12 protein-coding genes and 1 pseudogene are annotated in these 16,894 nt (G+C 66.8%); 4 read left to right on the forward strand and 9 right to left on the reverse strand.

Annotated elements, in window-relative coordinates:
* Positions 1-4,335 (reverse strand): annotated as a pseudogene (locus tag BN4332_RS10940) (fatty acid synthase subunit beta domain-containing protein); the annotation flags it as partial.
* 581 nt (positions 4,336-4,916) lie between these two features.
* A complete protein-coding gene (locus tag BN4332_RS10945) occupies positions 4,917-5,528 on the reverse strand; it encodes a MerR family transcriptional regulator (RefSeq protein WP_074133046.1) in 612 nt (203 codons plus the stop codon).
* A gap of 318 nt (positions 5,529-5,846) precedes the next feature.
* Between BN4332_RS10945 and BN4332_RS10950 the strand changes: the two genes are divergently transcribed.
* Entirely contained in the window at positions 5,847-7,115 is a 1,269-nt protein-coding gene (locus BN4332_RS10950) for an MFS transporter (RefSeq protein ID WP_066898463.1), read from the forward strand.
* Here the strand turns inward: BN4332_RS10950 and BN4332_RS10955 are convergent.
* On the reverse strand, positions 7,100-8,320 hold the full coding sequence (locus tag BN4332_RS10955; RefSeq protein WP_084459240.1) for a low temperature requirement protein A: 1,221 nt from the start codon (positions 8,318-8,320) through the stop codon (positions 7,100-7,102). The two genes, BN4332_RS10950 and BN4332_RS10955, sit on opposite strands and share 16 nt — an antisense overlap.
* A 203-nt stretch (positions 8,321-8,523) precedes the next feature.
* Between BN4332_RS10955 and BN4332_RS10960 the strand changes: the two genes are divergently transcribed.
* Entirely contained in the window at positions 8,524-9,111 is a 588-nt protein-coding gene (locus BN4332_RS10960; RefSeq protein ID WP_066898579.1) for an AfsR/SARP family transcriptional regulator, read from the forward strand.
* 131 nt (positions 9,112-9,242) lie between these two features.
* Here the strand turns inward: BN4332_RS10960 and BN4332_RS10965 are convergent, their stop codons facing one another.
* The 5 genes from BN4332_RS10965 to BN4332_RS10985 form a co-directional block, all read right to left on the reverse strand.
* Positions 9,243-9,881, reverse strand: a complete 639-nt coding sequence (locus BN4332_RS10965) for a twin-arginine translocation pathway signal (protein ID WP_066898580.1) — start codon at positions 9,879-9,881, stop codon at positions 9,243-9,245.
* A gap of 2 nt (positions 9,882-9,883) precedes the next feature.
* A complete protein-coding gene (locus BN4332_RS10970) occupies positions 9,884-10,444 on the reverse strand; it encodes an Rv1363c family protein (RefSeq protein WP_066898465.1) in 561 nt (186 codons plus the stop codon).
* A gap of 325 nt (positions 10,445-10,769) precedes the next feature.
* Positions 10,770-12,287: a FadD3 family acyl-CoA ligase gene (locus BN4332_RS10975; protein ID WP_074133040.1), complete on the reverse strand. Its 1,518-nt coding sequence runs from the start codon at positions 12,285-12,287 to the stop codon at positions 10,770-10,772.
* Positions 12,288-12,289: 2 nt separating this feature from the next.
* Positions 12,290-13,480: an amidohydrolase family protein gene (locus BN4332_RS10980; protein ID WP_066898466.1), complete on the reverse strand. Its 1,191-nt coding sequence runs from the start codon at positions 13,478-13,480 to the stop codon at positions 12,290-12,292.
* 79 nt (positions 13,481-13,559) lie between these two features.
* On the reverse strand, positions 13,560-14,972 hold the full coding sequence (locus BN4332_RS10985) for an AMP-binding protein (protein WP_066898467.1): 1,413 nt from the start codon (positions 14,970-14,972) through the stop codon (positions 13,560-13,562).
* 58 nt (positions 14,973-15,030) lie between these two features.
* On the opposite strand from BN4332_RS10985, the gene BN4332_RS10990 reads away from it, so the two are divergent.
* Complete coding sequence (locus tag BN4332_RS10990) at positions 15,031-15,747, forward strand: enoyl-CoA hydratase/isomerase family protein (RefSeq protein WP_066898582.1); 717 nt, start codon at positions 15,031-15,033, stop codon at positions 15,745-15,747.
* Between the two features lie 83 nt (positions 15,748-15,830).
* Here the strand turns inward: BN4332_RS10990 and BN4332_RS10995 are convergent, their stop codons facing one another.
* Positions 15,831-16,355, reverse strand: coding sequence for a VOC family protein (locus BN4332_RS10995; RefSeq protein WP_066898468.1), 525 nt, complete (start codon positions 16,353-16,355; stop codon positions 15,831-15,833).
* 100 nt (positions 16,356-16,455) lie between these two features.
* Here BN4332_RS10995 and BN4332_RS11000 point away from each other — a divergent pair, with 100 nt between their 5' ends.
* The gene (locus BN4332_RS11000; protein ID WP_096866881.1) at positions 16,456-16,887 is read left to right on the forward strand and encodes a Zn-ribbon domain-containing OB-fold protein; all 432 of its coding nucleotides are present in this window, start codon (positions 16,456-16,458) and stop codon (positions 16,885-16,887) included.
* The last annotated feature ends 7 nt before the right edge of the window (positions 16,888-16,894 follow it).

Consider the following 16,894-nt stretch of genomic DNA (forward strand, 5'->3'; position numbering starts at 1 on the left):
GGGGCGGCAGCCGGGGCCGGGGCCGCCTCGGCAACGGGCGCCGATTCCGCGGTTTCGGCGGACGGGCTCGCCGGCTCTTCAGAGACCTCGGGCTCCGGCTCGGGATCGGTGTCGCTGGCGAACAGCACCGCGGCATCGCGCTCGGCGTTGAGCACCTCGACGGTGCTGTGGGCGTATTCGGGCAGCTTCAGCGTGTTGGTGGCCAGTCCGGCGACCGTCGGCGCGTTCTTCACGCCGATCTCGACGAACCGCTCCACCCCGAGTCCGCCCGCGGCTTCCTCGATGAACAGCAGGTCCTGGGTCTCGATCCAGCGCACCGGGCTGGCGAACTGCCAGGCCAGCAGCTCGATGACGATCTTGCGGCACAGCTCGATCGGCCGCTCGTTACGCCAGGTGTCGTAATCGGCGAGGATCTCGTCGAGCGGCTCGGCCGGCACCAGGTCGCGGATCTCCTGGATGAAGTCACGGTCCAGCGTGAACGGCCGGGGCACCAGGTTCGGGATGTAACGGCCGACCACCAGCTCCGGGTCGCGGTCGCGCGGCAGCACCCGCTCCAGGCTGCGCCGGAAGTCGTCCACGCCCACCCGCAGCACGCTGGAGTGGAACGGCACGTCGATGCCGGGCACCAGGATGAACGACCGCTTGCCGCCGCTGATCTCGCGACGACGCTCGACCTCTTCCTCCAGCGCTTCCAGGCCACGCACCGTGCCGGCGATCGCGTACTGCGAACCGCGCAGGTTGAAGTTCACGATCTGCAGGAATTCACCGGTGCGTTCGGCGATCTCGGCGACGAAGCTCTCGACGTCCTCGTCGGCCAGGTCGATCTGGCTCGGCCGGATCGCGGCCAGCCGGTAGTTGGACCGGCCCCGCTCGTCGCGCGGCACGATGTCGTGCATCTTGGAGCCGCGGTGGAACACCGCCTCCAGCAGACCTTCGAGTTCGATGACACCGGACACGCAAGCCAGTGCGGTGTACTCACCGACGGAGTGACCGCAGGCGATCGCGCCTTCGACGAACGCACCCTGCTCGCGCATCTCGGCGACCTGAGCGGCGGCCGTCGTGGCCATCGCGACCTGAGTGAACTGCGTCAGGTACAGCACGCCCTCGGGGTGCTCGTAGTGCACACCGGAGGCGATCAGCGAGGTCGGGTTGTCGCGCACCACGTGCAGCACCGAGAAGCCCAGCGTCTCGCGAGTGAACTTGTCGGCCTTGTCCCAGATCTTGCGGGCGGCCTTGGACCGGGCCCGGACCTCCATGCCCATGCCCTTGGACTGGATGCCCTGGCCTGGGAATGCGTAGACGGTCTTGGGTGCGGCGAGCCGTGCGGTCGCGGCCATCACCAGTTCGGAGCCGATGCGGGCCTGAACCTCGACAACCTCTGCGCCGACGTCGATTCCGACCCGGTCGACACGGAAGTCGACCTCGTCGCCCGGCTTCACCATGCCCAGGAATCGGGCGGTCCAGCCGACCAGCTTGGCCGGCGGAACCGGCTTTCCGTCGGTCGCGGTGAGGACGTGCTGNCGGACCGGTCACGTCGGCACGGCCCTGACGGCGCGACAGCACCGCCTGCGGCTGAACTCCCGCGGCCAGCACCTCGTCGACGGCGGCCTGCTCGAAGCGGTCCAGCAGGTCACCGACGGGCTCGTCGACCCGGGTGATCCCGGCGACCGCGGCGGTACCCGGGATGACGCACACCTGATCGGCGTCGTAGCGCGCATCGTGGGCCTGCCACAGCGAGTCGCTGCGCCACCAGCGGCGCACGTCCTTGTCGATCACCGGCACGAAGTTGACCGGCTTGCCCAGCGTCTTGCACAGCTCGACGAAGAACGGCACGTCGGCCGGGTGCAGCTGCACCGAGGCGGCATCCGGGTAGGCGGAGACCAGCGCGGCCAGTGCGGCCTTCGGGTCCTCGAGCAGCTGCTCGTCGTTGAAGAGGGTTTCGATCGGGCCGAAATCCTGTGCGTGCAAACGTGCTTCGGCCCGCTTGAGCATCTGCTCGAAGCGGTCGCGCCAAGTGATGTCGAGCCACGGCGAGTGGTCGCGCTTGGTGTCGGCGGTGCTGTTGCCGTCACCGATGGCCAGTTCGATGTAGCGGCGCAGCCACTGCAGGTAGGTCATCTCGGCGACGTCACCGAAGTAGGGCTTGGCGGTGTTGGCCATCGCGGCGATGATCTCGTCGCGGCGGGCGGCCACCGCGTCGGCGTCACCGGCGACCTCGTCGAGCAGGCGGCCGCAACGCGAGGCGGTGTTGTCGATCTCGTGGATGTCGGCGCCGAGCTGGCTGCGCCCGGAGGCCATACCGCCCGAGGCCTTGCCCGCACCGACCCATGCCTCGGTGCCCTTGGTGTCCACCAGCAGCTGCTTGACCTGTGGGCTGGTGGTGGCTTCCAGGGTGGCCATCGCGGCGGTGCCGACCAGGATGCCGTCGATCGGCATCAGCGGGTAGCCGTGGGCAGCCGACCAGCGGCCGGACAGGTACTCGGCGGACCGCTCGGGGGTGCCGATGCCGCCGCCGACGCAGATGGTGATGTTGGACCGGCTACGCAGCTCGGAGTAGGTGGCCAGCAGCAGGTCGTCGAGGTCTTCCCACGAGTGGTGGCCACCGGCGCGACCGCCCTCGATGTGGACGATCACCGGCTTGGTCGGCACCTCGGCCGCGATCCGGATGACCGAGCGGATCTGCTCGACGGTGCCCGGCTTGAACACCACGTGGCTGATGCCGAGGTCGTTGAGTTCGCCGATCAGCTCGACGGCCTCTTCCAGGTCCGGGATGCCGGCGCTGACCACGACGCCGTCGATCGGCGCACCGGACTGACGGGCCCGTTGCACCAGCCGCTTGCCGCCGACCTGCAGCTTCCACAGATAGGGATCGAGGAACAACGTGTTGAACTGGATGGCCCGGCCGGGCTCCAGCAGCTCGCCCAGCTCGGCGATGCGGTCGTTGAAGATCGGCTCGGTGACCTGCCCGCCACCGGCCAGTTCGGCCCAGTGGCCGGCGTTTGCTGCAGCCGCGACGATCTTGGCGTCGACCGTGGTGGGGGTCATACCGGCCAGCAGGATCGGCGAGCGCCCGGTCAACCGGGTGAACTTGGTCGAAAGCTTGACGGATCCGTCGGGCAGGCTGACGACGGTCGGGGCGTAGCTGGACCACGGGCGGGCCACCTCGGGCACCGCGCCGATGGTGAAGAGATTGCGCTGGCCGCCACGGGTGGCGGCGGGCACGATCCCGATGCCCAGACCACGCACCACCGGGGCGGTCAGGCGGGTCAGGATGTCCCCCGGCCCCAGGTCGAGAATCCACCGCGCGCCGGCCTCGTGCAGGTCGGTGATCTCGTCGACCCAGTCCACCTGGCTGACCAGGATGGCCTCGGTCATCTCACGGGCGAGCTTGACGTCGATTCCGACGGCCTCGGCCCACCGGCCGACGATCTCCACGCCATCGGCCAGACGCGGCGTGTGGAAACCGACCTCGACCTGCACCGGGTCGAAGACGGGAGCGAAGACCGCGCCACCGCGGACTTTGCTCTTGCGCTCGGCCTCTTCCTTCTCAGCGATCTGGTTGCAGTAGAGCTCGAAGCGGGACAGCTGCTCGGGTGTGCCGGTGATCACAACGGAGCGCCGGCCGTTGCGGATCGACAGCACCGGTGGCAGGACCGTGCGGACGTCCTGGCTGAATTCTTCGAGCAGTTCGTAGATGCGCTCGGGCTCGGCATTGGTCACCGACACCATCGGCGGCCGGTCCCCCAGGACGGTGATCCCGCGGCGGCGGGCCACCAGGGTGCCCGCCGCGCCGATCAGCTGGGCCAGGGCCAGCAGCTCCACATCCTTGGCGCCCTTGGCGGCCAGCGCCTCGACGGCCAGCACGCCTTGGGAATGCCCGGCCACTGCCACCGGCGGGGTGGCGGTGAGATCCATGCCCTGGCGGGCGAGCGCCCGCACAGCGGCGATCTGGGTCAGCAGCACGCCGGGCACCGACACGGCGGCCGAGGTGAGCTGCTTGTCGGAGGGCACCGGCTCCTCGGCGGCCAACGCCCGGACCCACTGCAACGGCTCGAAGCCGATGGGCCGCACCACGACGAGCTCGGAGGCCACCGGCTCCAGCAGCAGTTCGGCCTCACCGGCCAGGGTCGCCAGTTCGGACTCGATGCCGGCCGAGGACACCAGTTCCTCAAGAGTCTCCAGCCAGGCACTGCCCTGGCCGCCGAATGCGACCGCGTACGGCTCACCGGCGCTCAGCCGGTCGACGAGGGCATGGGTGGAGTCAGCCTGCCGACCGTCGGATCCTGAGTCGTCGTTGCGACCGGCGGACACCCGGTCGTGTTCATAGATCGTCACTGGCGCTATCTCCTCGGTGCTGCTGTGGTTCTGCGGTGAATGGTGTCGCGTATGGCTGTCGCGTGCGGTCTGATGTCTGTCTGCATGTCTGGGGCGGTGTGGCTGCCCGGCGACAGGCCAACGGCGATTCAGCGTCGAATCAAGCTGGAACGCGGTGCCGCCGGAGCCCTCCGGTCGGGGCACTCGCACTCCCGCCGTACTAAGAGTGTCATAAGAGCGGATGGGCTTTTTCCGCCCAGATTGGTTACTGGCGAGTTCTACGCATGGGTAACCGCCGGTAACGTCACGCCGCGCAGAGGGGCGCCCAAAGCTATTCGGGACAAACGTCCTGTTGGCAGGTGGTTACGGTCGAGTAGGGATAACTGCGCAGATCAAGGCAGTATTGTTATCGAATCGTTATCTAAATTTTCGGCCAGATCCGAGCCCGCCAACCGGCCGCGAACCAGCAGACAATCGGGCCGATTCTGTCTAGCGAATCCCGACCGAGAGCTCGAAAAGTTTGCTGAAATATCTTACTAGCCGGTAACTATTCCGTCCCACCGACCGAATCGCGGCTTCAGGACGTGGTTGACGCGGCGGATCTATTCGGCGGCGAAGAGACGGTGTCGCAGCGCGCGGTCCACCCCAACCGACGCCACCGCTTCGGCCAGTTCGCGAAGATCGGTGCGCGGCTGAAATCGCTCACATTCGGCAACCGCCGCGGCAGCCGATGCGGCCAGTTGATCGACGGCCGCGTCTGTGGACCGGGCGATGTGAGCCACGATCCGGACGTAGGCACGCGCATCGTCGGCCGTACCGACGATCGCGGCGACTGCGGGCTCGGTCAGTTCGACCTCGTCGTCCACGACGCGCGCCAGCCCGAACTCGACGAGCGTGCGGACGTCATCGTCGTCCGGGTCGACCGGCAACGTCGTTCCCGGCCCGCGCCAGTCCGAGCCCTGGATGCCCAAGGCATCGGCCAGATCCTGGCCGCGGCGGAGACCTGCGAAGAAGTCGGCGATGTGGGCCGAGCTGAAGCCCTTGGCCAGTAGCTGGCTGATCGCCGCGAGCTGCGCCACGTGCTGCTCGCCGTAGTACGCCGCGCGCCCCACGCGTCGCGGCGAATCCAGCAATCCACGCTCACGATAGGCGCGGATATTGCGAGTGCTGACGCCGGATATGCGCGCCAAGTCCTCGAGACGGTACTCAGCCAAGCCGACGTCCTCCGCGCCGGATGGAACAGCGAAACATGCCGACACCCTACCCCCGAAAAATGCTGCGAGCGAATTTCCACATCCACCATTCCATCGACCTCAGATTTCTCCATAGGTGCGACTATCTGCATCTATGCCGCACGCGTCGATAAAAGTCGGACGCGAGAGTGCATTTTCAGCCAACTCGGCGAATCAGTGGAAAGCCGCGTTGGAGACGAAACTCACTACCGCGACAAAGATCTCCGGTCGCTTCGGCGGCCATGGTGCTGAGAGCATGGACTCCGGTCGGAGAGAAACACATTGACGAAAGGTTCCCGCGTGCGTCCCTGGATCGTTTGGGCCACCGGGCTACTCGCCTACATCATCGCGGTGCTGGACCGAACCACCCTCGGTGTCTCCGGCCTTCAGGCTGCCGACAGGTTTGCCGCAAGCCCCGGCCTGCTGTCCACCTTCGTCGTGCTGCAGGTGATCGTCTACGCGGCGGCGCAGGTGCCCGCCGGATTGTTGTTGGACCGCTTCGGTTCCCGGATGCTCATCGTCTGCGGCGCCGCGCTGATGACCACCGGCCAGCTCGTGCTGGCCCTGAGCGAATCACTGCCGGCAGCAATCGGCGCGCGCGCAGTGGTCGGCCTCGGCGACGCGCTGACCTTCATCTCGGTACTGCGCTTGGTGCCCTATTGGTTCGAGCCGGCCCGCGTGCCCCTGGTGGCCCAGCTGACGGGGATCTGCGGTCAGCTCGGGCAGGTGCTGTCCGCCGTCCCGTTCCTGGCGATACTCACCGGCTCGGGTTGGACCCCGGCGTATCTGTCGGTGGCGGCGTTCGGACTCGTGGTCATCGCACTGGCGATGGCCCTGATCCGCGACACCCCGCACGGCGTGGTCACGACCGCCGAACCGATCTCGCTACACACGACCCTGTCCCGGATCAAGACCGTTTGGCTACGGCCGGGCACCAGGCTGGGCTTCTTCACCCACATGGGCACCCAGTTCTCGGTGACGGTGTTCGCCCTGATGTGGGGCGTGCCCTATCTCACCGAGGCACAGGGCCTTTCGGAGACCGCGGCAGGCACGCTGCTGACGGTGTCGGTGGTGGCCGCCATCTCAGCCGGCATCGTCATCGGCATATTCACCGGCCGGCATCCACACCGCAGATCTCGCCTGGTGCTCTGGATCATCGCGAGCAACGCCCTGGTGTGGACCGTGGTCCTGGCGCTGCCGGGCCCGGCACCGGTGTGGCTGTTGGTGGTGCTGATCGTCGTCATCTCCGTGGGCGGGCCGGGATCGATGGTCGGCTTCGACTTCGCCCGCACCTTCAATCCGACCCACACGCTGGGCACCGCCCAGGGCATGGTGAACATGGGCGGTTTCCTGGCGGCGCTGTTGGTGATGCAGGCCATGGGGCTGATCCTGTCCGGAACCGACGGGTATTCCTTCGCATCGTTCCGCCTGGCCTGGTCGGCGCAATACGCGGTCTGGATCCTGGCCACCATCGGAATTCTGATCACTCGCAGCAAGACGCGCCGCTTATTGGCAGCCGAGCAGGAACGAATGCTGTTGGAAGGCTTCGAGGCTCACCCTGGTCGCTGAATGCCCAGCCGGCGGTCGACGATCGCCGCGGCGTGCCGGTGGCCGATCGCCTCGAAGCCGATGACCACCACCAACGGCGCCGCGGTGACGACCAGCAGGCACACCGACATCGGCGTGCCACCGGCGGCCAGTGCGACCGCGCCCACCAGCGCCGCCGCGGACAGCACCAGCAGCAGGGCGTGAATGAAATCGACCTGCCCGACCAGAAGCGTGTAGATGACGAACATCGCCGTCAGGTAGATGCCCACCGGAATGGCCACTGCCAGCACGGTGCCGAACGAACCCAGCTTCGATTCGCCCTCGACGTAGTAGGCCGCGACGTGCAGTCCGGCGCCGGTGGCCACGATCGAGCCGAACACCGCGAGGTGCACGTAGCCGTACCAGAACGACAGCCGACGGCCGGCGTGCAGCAACGCCCCCGCGGGCACCAGGAAGTAGACCCACCACATTCCGAACGTCAGACCGATGCCCGCCGCCACCAGCAGGATCGCATCGGTGGTCCAGCCATGCTCCCCCACCGCGGCATTCAGCGACGCCACGGTGCCGACCACTCCTTCGCCGAGCGCGATGATCGCGAGCAGGCCGTAGCGCTCGGCGATGTGGTGGGCATGCCACGGGGTGCCGCCCATCCGCCGCTCGGCCAGCACCGGCCCGCTCAACTCGACCACCACCAGAACCACGGCGGTGACGAAGAAGACCACCACCGAGGTCTGCACGAAGATCTGGGCCGCCCACCCGATCTGGGCGACGACGACGGCGCACGCATAGGTCAGGCAGGCGGCCCGGCGCTGCGGATCCTGCGCCGCGGCGCGTAACCACTGCCCCACCAAGGCAATTCGCATGACGACGTAGCCGGCGACCATCACCGAGTTGTCGACGTGCCCGCCGTGCTCGACGGAGGCGAACACCGGCGGAATCCCGAGCGCCAGGATGATCACGCCGACCATCTGCAGCATCGTCATCACCCGGTACACCCAGTCGTCGGTGTCGTAGGCCGAGGCGAACCAGGTGAAGTTCATCCACGCCCACCAGATCGCGAATGCGCAGAAGCCGAAGCCCACCAACCCGGCCGCCACGTGGTCTGCCGCCATCAGATGCGCGAGCTGCGAGGCCGCCACCCCGAACGCGATCACGAAGGTCAGGTCGAACAGCAGCTCCAGTGGAGTCGCGGCCCGGTGCTGCTCGTGCGGATCCCGACCGGACATGCGGCTCAGCCGATGGGTCTGAACCGGGCTCGGCTTGTCTTCGTTCAAACTGGTATGCCCCTTCCTCGCTACATCTCACCGCAATTTCATCGCATCAGGACGCCTGGCCCCGGATTGGCCACGGCGTGGTGGGCAAAACGCACTCCAAATACAGGTAGTGCACTACTGATGTCATGGCCGCCGCCGCGCTCGAGGATGGATGTGTGTCCAAGCAATTCACGCTGAACCTGCTCGGCGAGTTCGCTGTCTACCGAGACATGCAGCCGTTGGCACTGCCACCGTCGTGTCGGCGGTTGGTGGCCCTGGCCGCCGTGAAGCGCCGCGAGCTGCATCGGAGCTGGGTGTGCGACCTGTTGTGGCCGGACAGTCCGCCCCACAAGGCGGTCTCGTCGCTACGTTCGGCGTTGTGGCGGCTTCGTCCGCTGGGTGCCGATGCCTTGCTGGTGGTGCGGCATCAGTACGTCAGCCTGGCACCCGAGGTGAAGGTCGATTGGCACGAGGCGATGGCGTTGCACGAGACCATGGCGATGATCGAGGGCCGCCTGCTCATCGCCGCAGGCAATCCGGCGCTGCACCGTCTGCTGCGCAGCGGCGATCTGCTCGAAGGCTGGACCGAATCGTGGTGCGCCGCCGAGCGCGAGCGGTACCGGGCCATCCAGCGCTCCTTGCTCGGGGTGCCGGACAATCCCGCACCGAGGCAGGTGACGCACTATGCGGGCCCCGGCTCGCCGAACCGCCCCGGATCGTCCGGAGGCCGGCACCACAACGACAGCGCGGGTTGCCGGCCATGAGCGGGCTGTTGCTCGGGCTGGGCGGGGTCAGCGCGCTGGCCGCGGCCTTGGGCGTGCACGAACTGCAGGCCTGGCTCGAGCGCTGGGAATACGAGCGGCACGCTCAGGACTGACGGTCCCCACTCGCGTCACTACACCGGGTCGAACGAGCCGATCAGCCATTTCCCGTCGACCTTGTTCATCCCGACTTTGACGGCGCTGGCCGAGAAGCTTCCGTTGGGATTCTCGTTGCTGGTGGTGGCCTGATTGACGAACACCAGCACCACCGCCGAATCGGGATGGATCTCCGCGACCGCCGAACGCACCACCGCTGCCGTCGTCTTGACCGACTTCTGCTTGGCGGCCGGAGCGACGATCTCGTCGGTGAACTGGGTGTAGTACGACAGGAAGTCGCCGGTCAGATGCGATTTCGCGGCGGTGAAATCTCGGTCCAGGCTGTCCGGCGCGTAGCTCAGCAGCGCCACTGTGCCGTCGTTGGCGGCCTTGAGCACGGCGGCCGACGCGGCCTCACCGGTCTGCTGGTCGACCTTGTACTGCGCGAAGTACAGCCAGCCGGCCAGCGCGGCCGACGCGATCAGCGCCGCCGCCAAGGCCAGTGGGAACCACAGGCGGGTCAGCTTCTGGCGCTGGCCTGGTGCGGTATCACCGGCGCTGTTGTCACCGGCCGTTGCGGCGGCGTCGCTGTCGGTGGCCTCGACGGCACCGCCGGTTTCCTCCGTTTCGACTGCCGTCTCGGTTTCTTTGTCGGTCTCTTTGACGTCTTGATCCAGGGTCACGGCACGAACTCGACTTTCGAGAGCTTGATCTGGTCGCCCTCACGGACCATGTCGACGGCCACCCGCCAGGGGCGTGGTTGCTGGTTGGCCCCCGTGGTGTTGGTGACCTTGGTGTTCACCGCCACCAGTACGACGGCGTTGTTGTCGGTCATGGTGTCCACGGCGGCGGCGGTCACGTTCGCCTCGGTCACCACCTTGGCGTCCTGGGCCAGTTTGACGAAATCCTTCGACTGAGCCTCGAAGTCTTCCCGGAACTCGCCCGTCGAGTTGTCGAGAATGTTCTTGACCGCGTCCTGCGCCCGATTGAAGTCCAGGGACATGAGCGTCACGACGGTTTGACGGGCCGCGGCGGTGTATTCGGCGGCCAACTGCTGGCGGTGCTCGGCTTGCCGGTGCTGCCAGATCATCCAGCCGCTCGCGGCGAGGAGGGCCGCGATGACGATGAGGGTCAGGCAGCTCGCCAGCACCTTCCAGAACAGACGCGATGCCCGCACTTGCGGTAAGCGGCTCGACTTCTTGTCCGCCGCGTCGAGAGGTTCGGCCGCGACGGCTTCCAACTTCTGCTCGGTGTTCGGTGTCTCCGGTTCGGTCCCCGCGCTGTCGGTGACCTCGGCGTNGCGGCGGCTGCCACCGCCTCTGCCTCGGCGGCCTCGGCTTCGGCCAATTCCAGCGCATCGCTGCGCGACGCGTCATCTTCGCTAGTATCGATTACCGGCGACGAAGGCTTGCGGGACGGCATGCCGACCTCCTGTCCGTTCAGCAGCCTGCTTAACGAGAATTACGTTATCAGTTTGCGATAGTGACCCGAGACTACAGCATCGGCAGCGGCCATCTGAATGGCCATTTACCTGCGGAAATGCTGTTTACGTGTTGTGCGCTCGCTTAGCTTGGACGGGCGGATAGCCGCGCCTCGAGTTGGTTCTTCATCACCTTGCCGGTGGCGTTGAGCGGCAGCTCGTCGAGGAACTCGACGTAGCGCGGCACCTTGTAGCCGGCCATCCGTTCACGGCTCCAGGCGATCAATTCCTCGGCGAGGACCTCCGCGCCGCCCGGTGCGTCCCGCAGCACCACGAACGCCTTGCCGACCTGGCCCATCCGCTCGTCGGCCACGCCGATCACAGCAACCTGCGCAACCGCCGGGTGCTCCAGCAGGAAGCCCTCGATCTCGGCGGGGTAGGCGTTGAACCCGCCCACGATGAACATGTCCTTCTTCCGGCCGACGATCCGTAACCGGCCGGATTCGGTGAACTCACCCAGATCGCCGGTGTGCAGCCAGCCGTCGGTGTCGATCGCCTCGGCGGTGGCCGCCGGATCATCCAGGTAGCCCTGCATCACGTTGTAGCCGCGGACCAGCACCTCACCGTCGTCGGCGATGCGCACCGCGACGTCCGCACACGGCAGCCCCGCGGTGGTCGCGACGTCCTCGGCCGTGTCCCCCGGCCGTGACAGTGTGACATTGCCGGCCTCGGTCAGCCCGTATCCGGTCATCAGCGTCTGGAAGGGCAGTTCGTCGCGGATACGTCGCACCAGTTCCACCGGAATGTCGGCGGCCCCGGTCACCCCAGCTCGCAGCGTCGCCAATCGGTCGCGGTCGGCGACCCCCAGCAGCGAGTGATACAGCGTCGGCGGGCCGGGCAGCATCGTGATGCGTTCGCGCTCGACCAGATCCACCACGTGATCGACCTCGAACACCGCGACCGGCAACATCGTCGCGCCACGCAGGAACGAGGCCACCAGCCCGGCCTTCAACCCGAAGGTGTGAAAGTAGGGGTTGATCATCAGATAGCGGTCGCCCTCGCGCAGATCGGCCAGCGTCGCCCACTCGTCGTAGGCCCGCAGCGTCTGACGGTGGTTCATCATGGCGCCCTTGGGCCGACCCGTGGTGCCCGAGGTGAAGATGACGTCCGCGATGTCGGTGGGCTCGAGCCACTCGGCCGGGGCCCGGCCGAATGTCGGTCCGCTGTTCAGGAAGTCCGACTTCAGATCGATGGTCGCGACTTCGAGATCGGCCTGGGAGAACGTGAAATCCTGTCCCAGGAAACCCTTTTGGACCAGCACCGCCTTGGCGCCGCTGCGGGCCACCACGTCCGCGGCCTCGTCGGTCTTGAACCGGGTGTTGACCGGGACCAGAACTCCACCGGCGACCATGATTCCGAACGCGGCGATGATCCATTCGGCCGAATTGGGCGCCCAGATCGCGACCCGGTCCCCCTTGCCGACACCGATCTCGGCGAACGCACCCGCCGCTTTCCGGATGCGGTCGCCCAGTTCGGTGAACGACAGGCGCAGCGGACCGCCGGCCCCGGCCGGATTGTCGCCATAGTCGACGACCGCTTCCGCGTCGCCGAACCGGTCCGCTGCGCTCAAGACCATCTCGGGGATGGTCTGCCAGGACACCACTCTCAGGTGGTGACGAGACGACCGAGGTTGCCGCCCATGATCTTTGCCTGATCCTCGACCGAGAGGTGTTCGAGCGCGGTCACGTAGTGAGTCGGCTCGGCCAGGCCCTCGGGGTGCGGCCAGTCGGAGCCGTACAGCACCTGGTCCACACCGATCAGGTTGATCAGGTCGTCGATTCCCTCCTCGTAGAACGGGCTGACGTAGATGCGGTTCTTGATCTCCTCGATCGGGTTGCCCAGGAAGGCCTCCGGGGCCTTCTTGTAGACCTCGGCCATCGAATCCAGCAGCGGGAACATCCATTTCGAGCCGGCCTCGACGATACCGACCTTGAGTTTGGGGTGCCGGAACAGCGCGCCGTGGATCACCCAGGAAGCCACCGCATCCTGAATGGGCCGCCATTCGTTGAGAATCGACATGGCGTTGGTCTGGAACGGCAGCATCTCCTGCACCGTGCCGTCCCATTCCGAGGTGTACCGCGAGTAGCCACTGTCCGAGGAGTGCATGCCGATGAACACGTCGTACTCGACGCAGCGCTCCCAGAAGGGGTCGAACTCGGGCAGGGCGAACGACCGCGGGCCGCGGAAGCCGGGCACCGGGGCCGGGCGGATCAGGATGGCGCGGGCACCGCGCTTGACGGCCCACTCCAGCTCCTCGATGGCCTTCTCGACGATGGGCAGGGTGATGACCGGGGTGACGAAGATACGGTTCTGGTAGTTGAAGCCCCAGACCTCGTCGAGCCACTGGTTGAGCGAGTGGATGATGACGTGGATGGCGACCGGATTGTCGCGCAAACGCTCCTCGATGAGGCTGGCCAGCGTCGGGAACATCAGCGAGCGGTCGACGCCGAGCTCGTTCATCAGCTCCAGGCGCGGAGCCGGTTCGAAGAATGCCGGTATGGACCGCATCGGCTCACCGAACAGCTCGCGCTTGCTCTTGCCGTCCGGGTTGCCGAACTTGAAGTACTCCTCCCAAGCACCTGGCTTGGCGACATGGGAGAACGTCGGGTTGGGGATGTAGTTGCTGATGTGGCCGTCGATCGCGATCTTGGTGCGGCCGTTGACCTCCACGTACTGGACGAGGTCCTTGTACTCCTTCGGGAGGTACTTGGTCATCGCCTCCGGCGGCTCGTACAGGTGGTTGTCCGCGTCGAACAGCGGAAACGGAATGTCGACCCTGTGCGACAGTTGTCCCATGGAAAACTCCTTTGCAATTCGAGAGAATCATATTCTCACTTGATGGCCGCCGCAATGCCCGCCTCGGCCGACGGGCTGCTCACCGGGCGATCGCAGCAATCTGCTGACGGATGACGAACTTCTGCACCTTGCCGCTGGGCGTGCGGGGAAGATCCTCGGCCTGGTGCAGCTCTTCCGGCCACTTCTGCCGGGCCACGCCGATGGACTCGAAATGGGTCCGGACCTGGTCGAGGGTGGGCATCGCCCCGCCGTCGCGCACGCGGAGAACCGCGGCCACGCGCTCGCCCAACCGCGCATCGGGGGCCGCGACGACGACCGCCTCGATCACGTCCGGCAAGCCCAGCAGCACCTCCTCGACCTCCAGCGCACTGATGTTCTCGCCGCCACGGATGATCAGGTCGGTGGTGCGGTCGGTGATGGTCAGATACCCGTCCTCGTCGAGCACGCCGATGTCACCGGTGCGATACCAGCCGTCCGAGTCGAAGGAGTTCGCCGTCAGTTCTTCGTCCGTGTACCCCAGGCACAGATCCGGTCCGCGGCTGAAGATCTCGCCATCGGGCCCGAGCCGGATCTCCACGCCGGGGCGCACGTTGCCATCGGTGAACAGCCGTTTCGCCTCCGGCGCCGACGGGCCCGATCCGGTGATCGACGGATGCTCGGTGCTGCCGTAGGACCGGAACACGAACAAGCCGAGATCGGCCAACCGCCGGGTGACGGCCGCCGGAACCGTCGAGCCGCCGAGCCCGACGGTCGTGAACCGGGCCAGATGGCGTTCGTCGAACTTCGGATGATCCATCAGGCTGGTGACGAAGTAGGGCGGCCCGCCGCCGATCGACAACTCGTCGCGCTCGATGAGCTCCAGCACCTTGCCCGGATCCCAGACATCACACAGATCGATCGGCGCCCCTTCGAGGACGGGGATCAGGAAGGCCCCGACCATGCCGATGAAATGCCCGACCGGCGTAGCGGTGAGCTGACGGCCCCGATCCGGCGGATAGTTCTCCAGCAGCTGACGGGTCTCGAACCCGAGCGTCTGATGACTGTGGATGACGCCCTTGGGATCCCGGGTCGTTCCCGAGGTGAAGGCGATCAGCGCCGGCGAGCCCGGATCGGCGGTCAAGGTGCCGGTCATCGGTTCGTCGGCGAGCAGTGTGTCGAAGGCGTGCACATGCTCGTCGCGCAAGCCCTCGTCGGCCGGCCGACCGACCAGACCCACGATCGGGACGTCCGCGCACAGATCCGGCTGAAAGCTCATCCGGCCGAATTGTTCGGTGGTGAGAAAGACCTTCGGCTTGGCCGTGGCCAGGATGTGGCCGAGCTCNTGTTCGACCTCGCCGAAGGTGCCCTGGTAGGGCCGGATGCCGGAGTGCACCCGGAACCCGGCATCGGGGCTGGCGGCGAGCCCGTCGGCCAGCATCTGTCCCAGGGTTTCCGGCCGCCACCAGCCCTCCTCGACGTACCGTTTGGTCAGCTCAACGGGGATGTCGCGCACGCTGGTGATGTTATTCTCACTCAACGAGAATGCCAATCCCGAAACTGGAGAACGTTTGATGGTCGACCTTGAAATCGACGGCGAACTGGCGATCATCACGATCGACCGGCCACAGGCTCGCAATGCGATCTCGCTGGACACCATGAATGCGCTGAACAAGGCGCTGGACGGCGCGGCGGATGCGCGGGCCCTGGTGGTCACCGGCGGCGGCGACCGCGCCTTCGTCTCGGGTGGCGATCTCAAGGAACTGGCGGCGCTGCGCACCGAATTGGAGGCCTCGGAGATGGCCTGGCGCATGCGCGCCATCTGCGACCGGATTGCTGGCTTCGAAGGACCGGTGATCGCCGCGCTCAACGGGCACGCGCTCGGTGGCGGTGCCGAGGTCGCGGTGGCGGCCGACATCCGAATCGCGGCCGACGACATCAAGATCGGCTTCAACCAGGTGGCCCTGGCGATCATGCCCGCCTGGGGCGGCGCCGAACGCCTGGCCACCCTGGTCGGCCGCAGTCGGGCACTGCTGCTGGCGGGCACGGGCCGGATTCTCGGTGCCCGCGAGGCCGAGCAGGTGGGCCTGATCGATCAGGTGGTTCCCCGCCCCGAGTTCGCCGAGACCTGGCGGTCGACGGCACAGTTGCTGGCCCGGCGTCAGGCCGGTGAGGTCAAGCGGGTGATCAACGGCGTGCCCACCACCGAGGCCGTCGCCGCATTCGCCCGGCTGTGGTGCTCCGACGAGCACTGGGCCGCCGCAGACAAGGTGATGAACAAGGGCAAGTAGGCCTGCCAGAGCTCGGGTGCCGAGCGGCCACTTGTGACGCGACTTGAGCGAAAACCCGTGTCATAACTGGACACCGGGCCGGTTCAGCCGCCCAACTCACGCACCGGATCGCTGCCGTCCCACGCTGCGGCCTGCGCCCGGACGTAGTCGGCCATGCCTGCCGAGGCCGCGGTCAGCTCCATGATCTCGACGATCGAGGCCCCGGTCGGCGGCTCGAAGTAGGCGAACCGCACGCCCTCGTCGCCCCCGCCGGACCACACCAGCGGCCAGCCCGCCTCGTCGATCCTGTCCATCGCCGCATCGAAATCGTCCGCCCAGTAGGCGAGTTGATGGAAGCCGCCGGCGGGGGCACCGGCGAGGAACTCGGTGAAGATGCTGGGTGTCTCGTCGAGCTGCTGGATCAACTCGACCTGAAGGTCACCGCTGTTCGACAGCGCCATCGACAGTTTCACCTCGCATGGCGCGCCCCGGAACGTCACCCGCTGCGGCAGGTTTCGGATCACGAACCACGGCCCGACGCCCATCTTCAGCCAGTCTGCGATCGCGTCGTCCAGATCGGTCACCACATACCCGAGCTGACGGACCTCACCCGGTAGTACCTCGCTCACGCCGCCTCCATCGATTCGTCCGATTCGACTCGCCGGCGCGAGCATATCGGCAGCAGGTTCTCACTAGACGAGAATTGCATTTCCGATTATCGTCAGCCACGTGTCAACACAGATTGCCCTGGCGCCCGAGATCTCGACGTGGCCCGCGCCCGAACCACAGCTGATCGGCAGCCGCTGCACCGATTGCAAGGCCACCGCCTTCCCGGCCCAGGCCCGCTGCCCCAAGTGCTCCGGCGGCAACACCGAACAGGTGAACCTCCCCCGCCGCGGCACCGTCGTCGCCTGGACCACCCAAGGCTTCCCTCCCGGCGCCCCATACAAGGGCCCGACCGGAAAGGACTTCGTCCCCTTCGGCGTTGGACTCGTGGAGTTGACCGACGACACCGGTCCGGTGATCCGCGTCGAGGGTCGGCTGACCGAAAACGACCCCGCCAAGCTGCAATTCGGCATGAACGTCGAACTCGCCATGATTCCGTTCACCACCGATGAAGAGGGCAACGAGCTTGTCACCTTCGCCTTCCAGCCGGTCTAGACAGGAG

It is taken from the genome of Mycolicibacterium houstonense (genome assembly GCF_900078665.2).
GTDB lineage: Bacteria > Actinomycetota > Actinomycetes > Mycobacteriales > Mycobacteriaceae > Mycobacterium > Mycobacterium houstonense.

Bases quoted from the DNA above. Each gene is read 5' to 3' on its own strand.
- BN4332_RS10980 (WP_066898466.1), bottom strand. From the start codon at position 13,480: ATGGGACAACTGTCGCACAGGGTCGACATTCCGTTTCCGCTGTTCGAC.
- BN4332_RS10990 (WP_066898582.1), top strand. From the start codon at position 15,031: ATGGTCGACCTTGAAATCGACGGCGAACTGGCGATCATCACGATCGAC.
- BN4332_RS10955 (WP_084459240.1), bottom strand. From the start codon at position 8,320: ATGTCCGGTCGGGATCCGCACGAGCAGCACCGGGCCGCGACTCCACTG.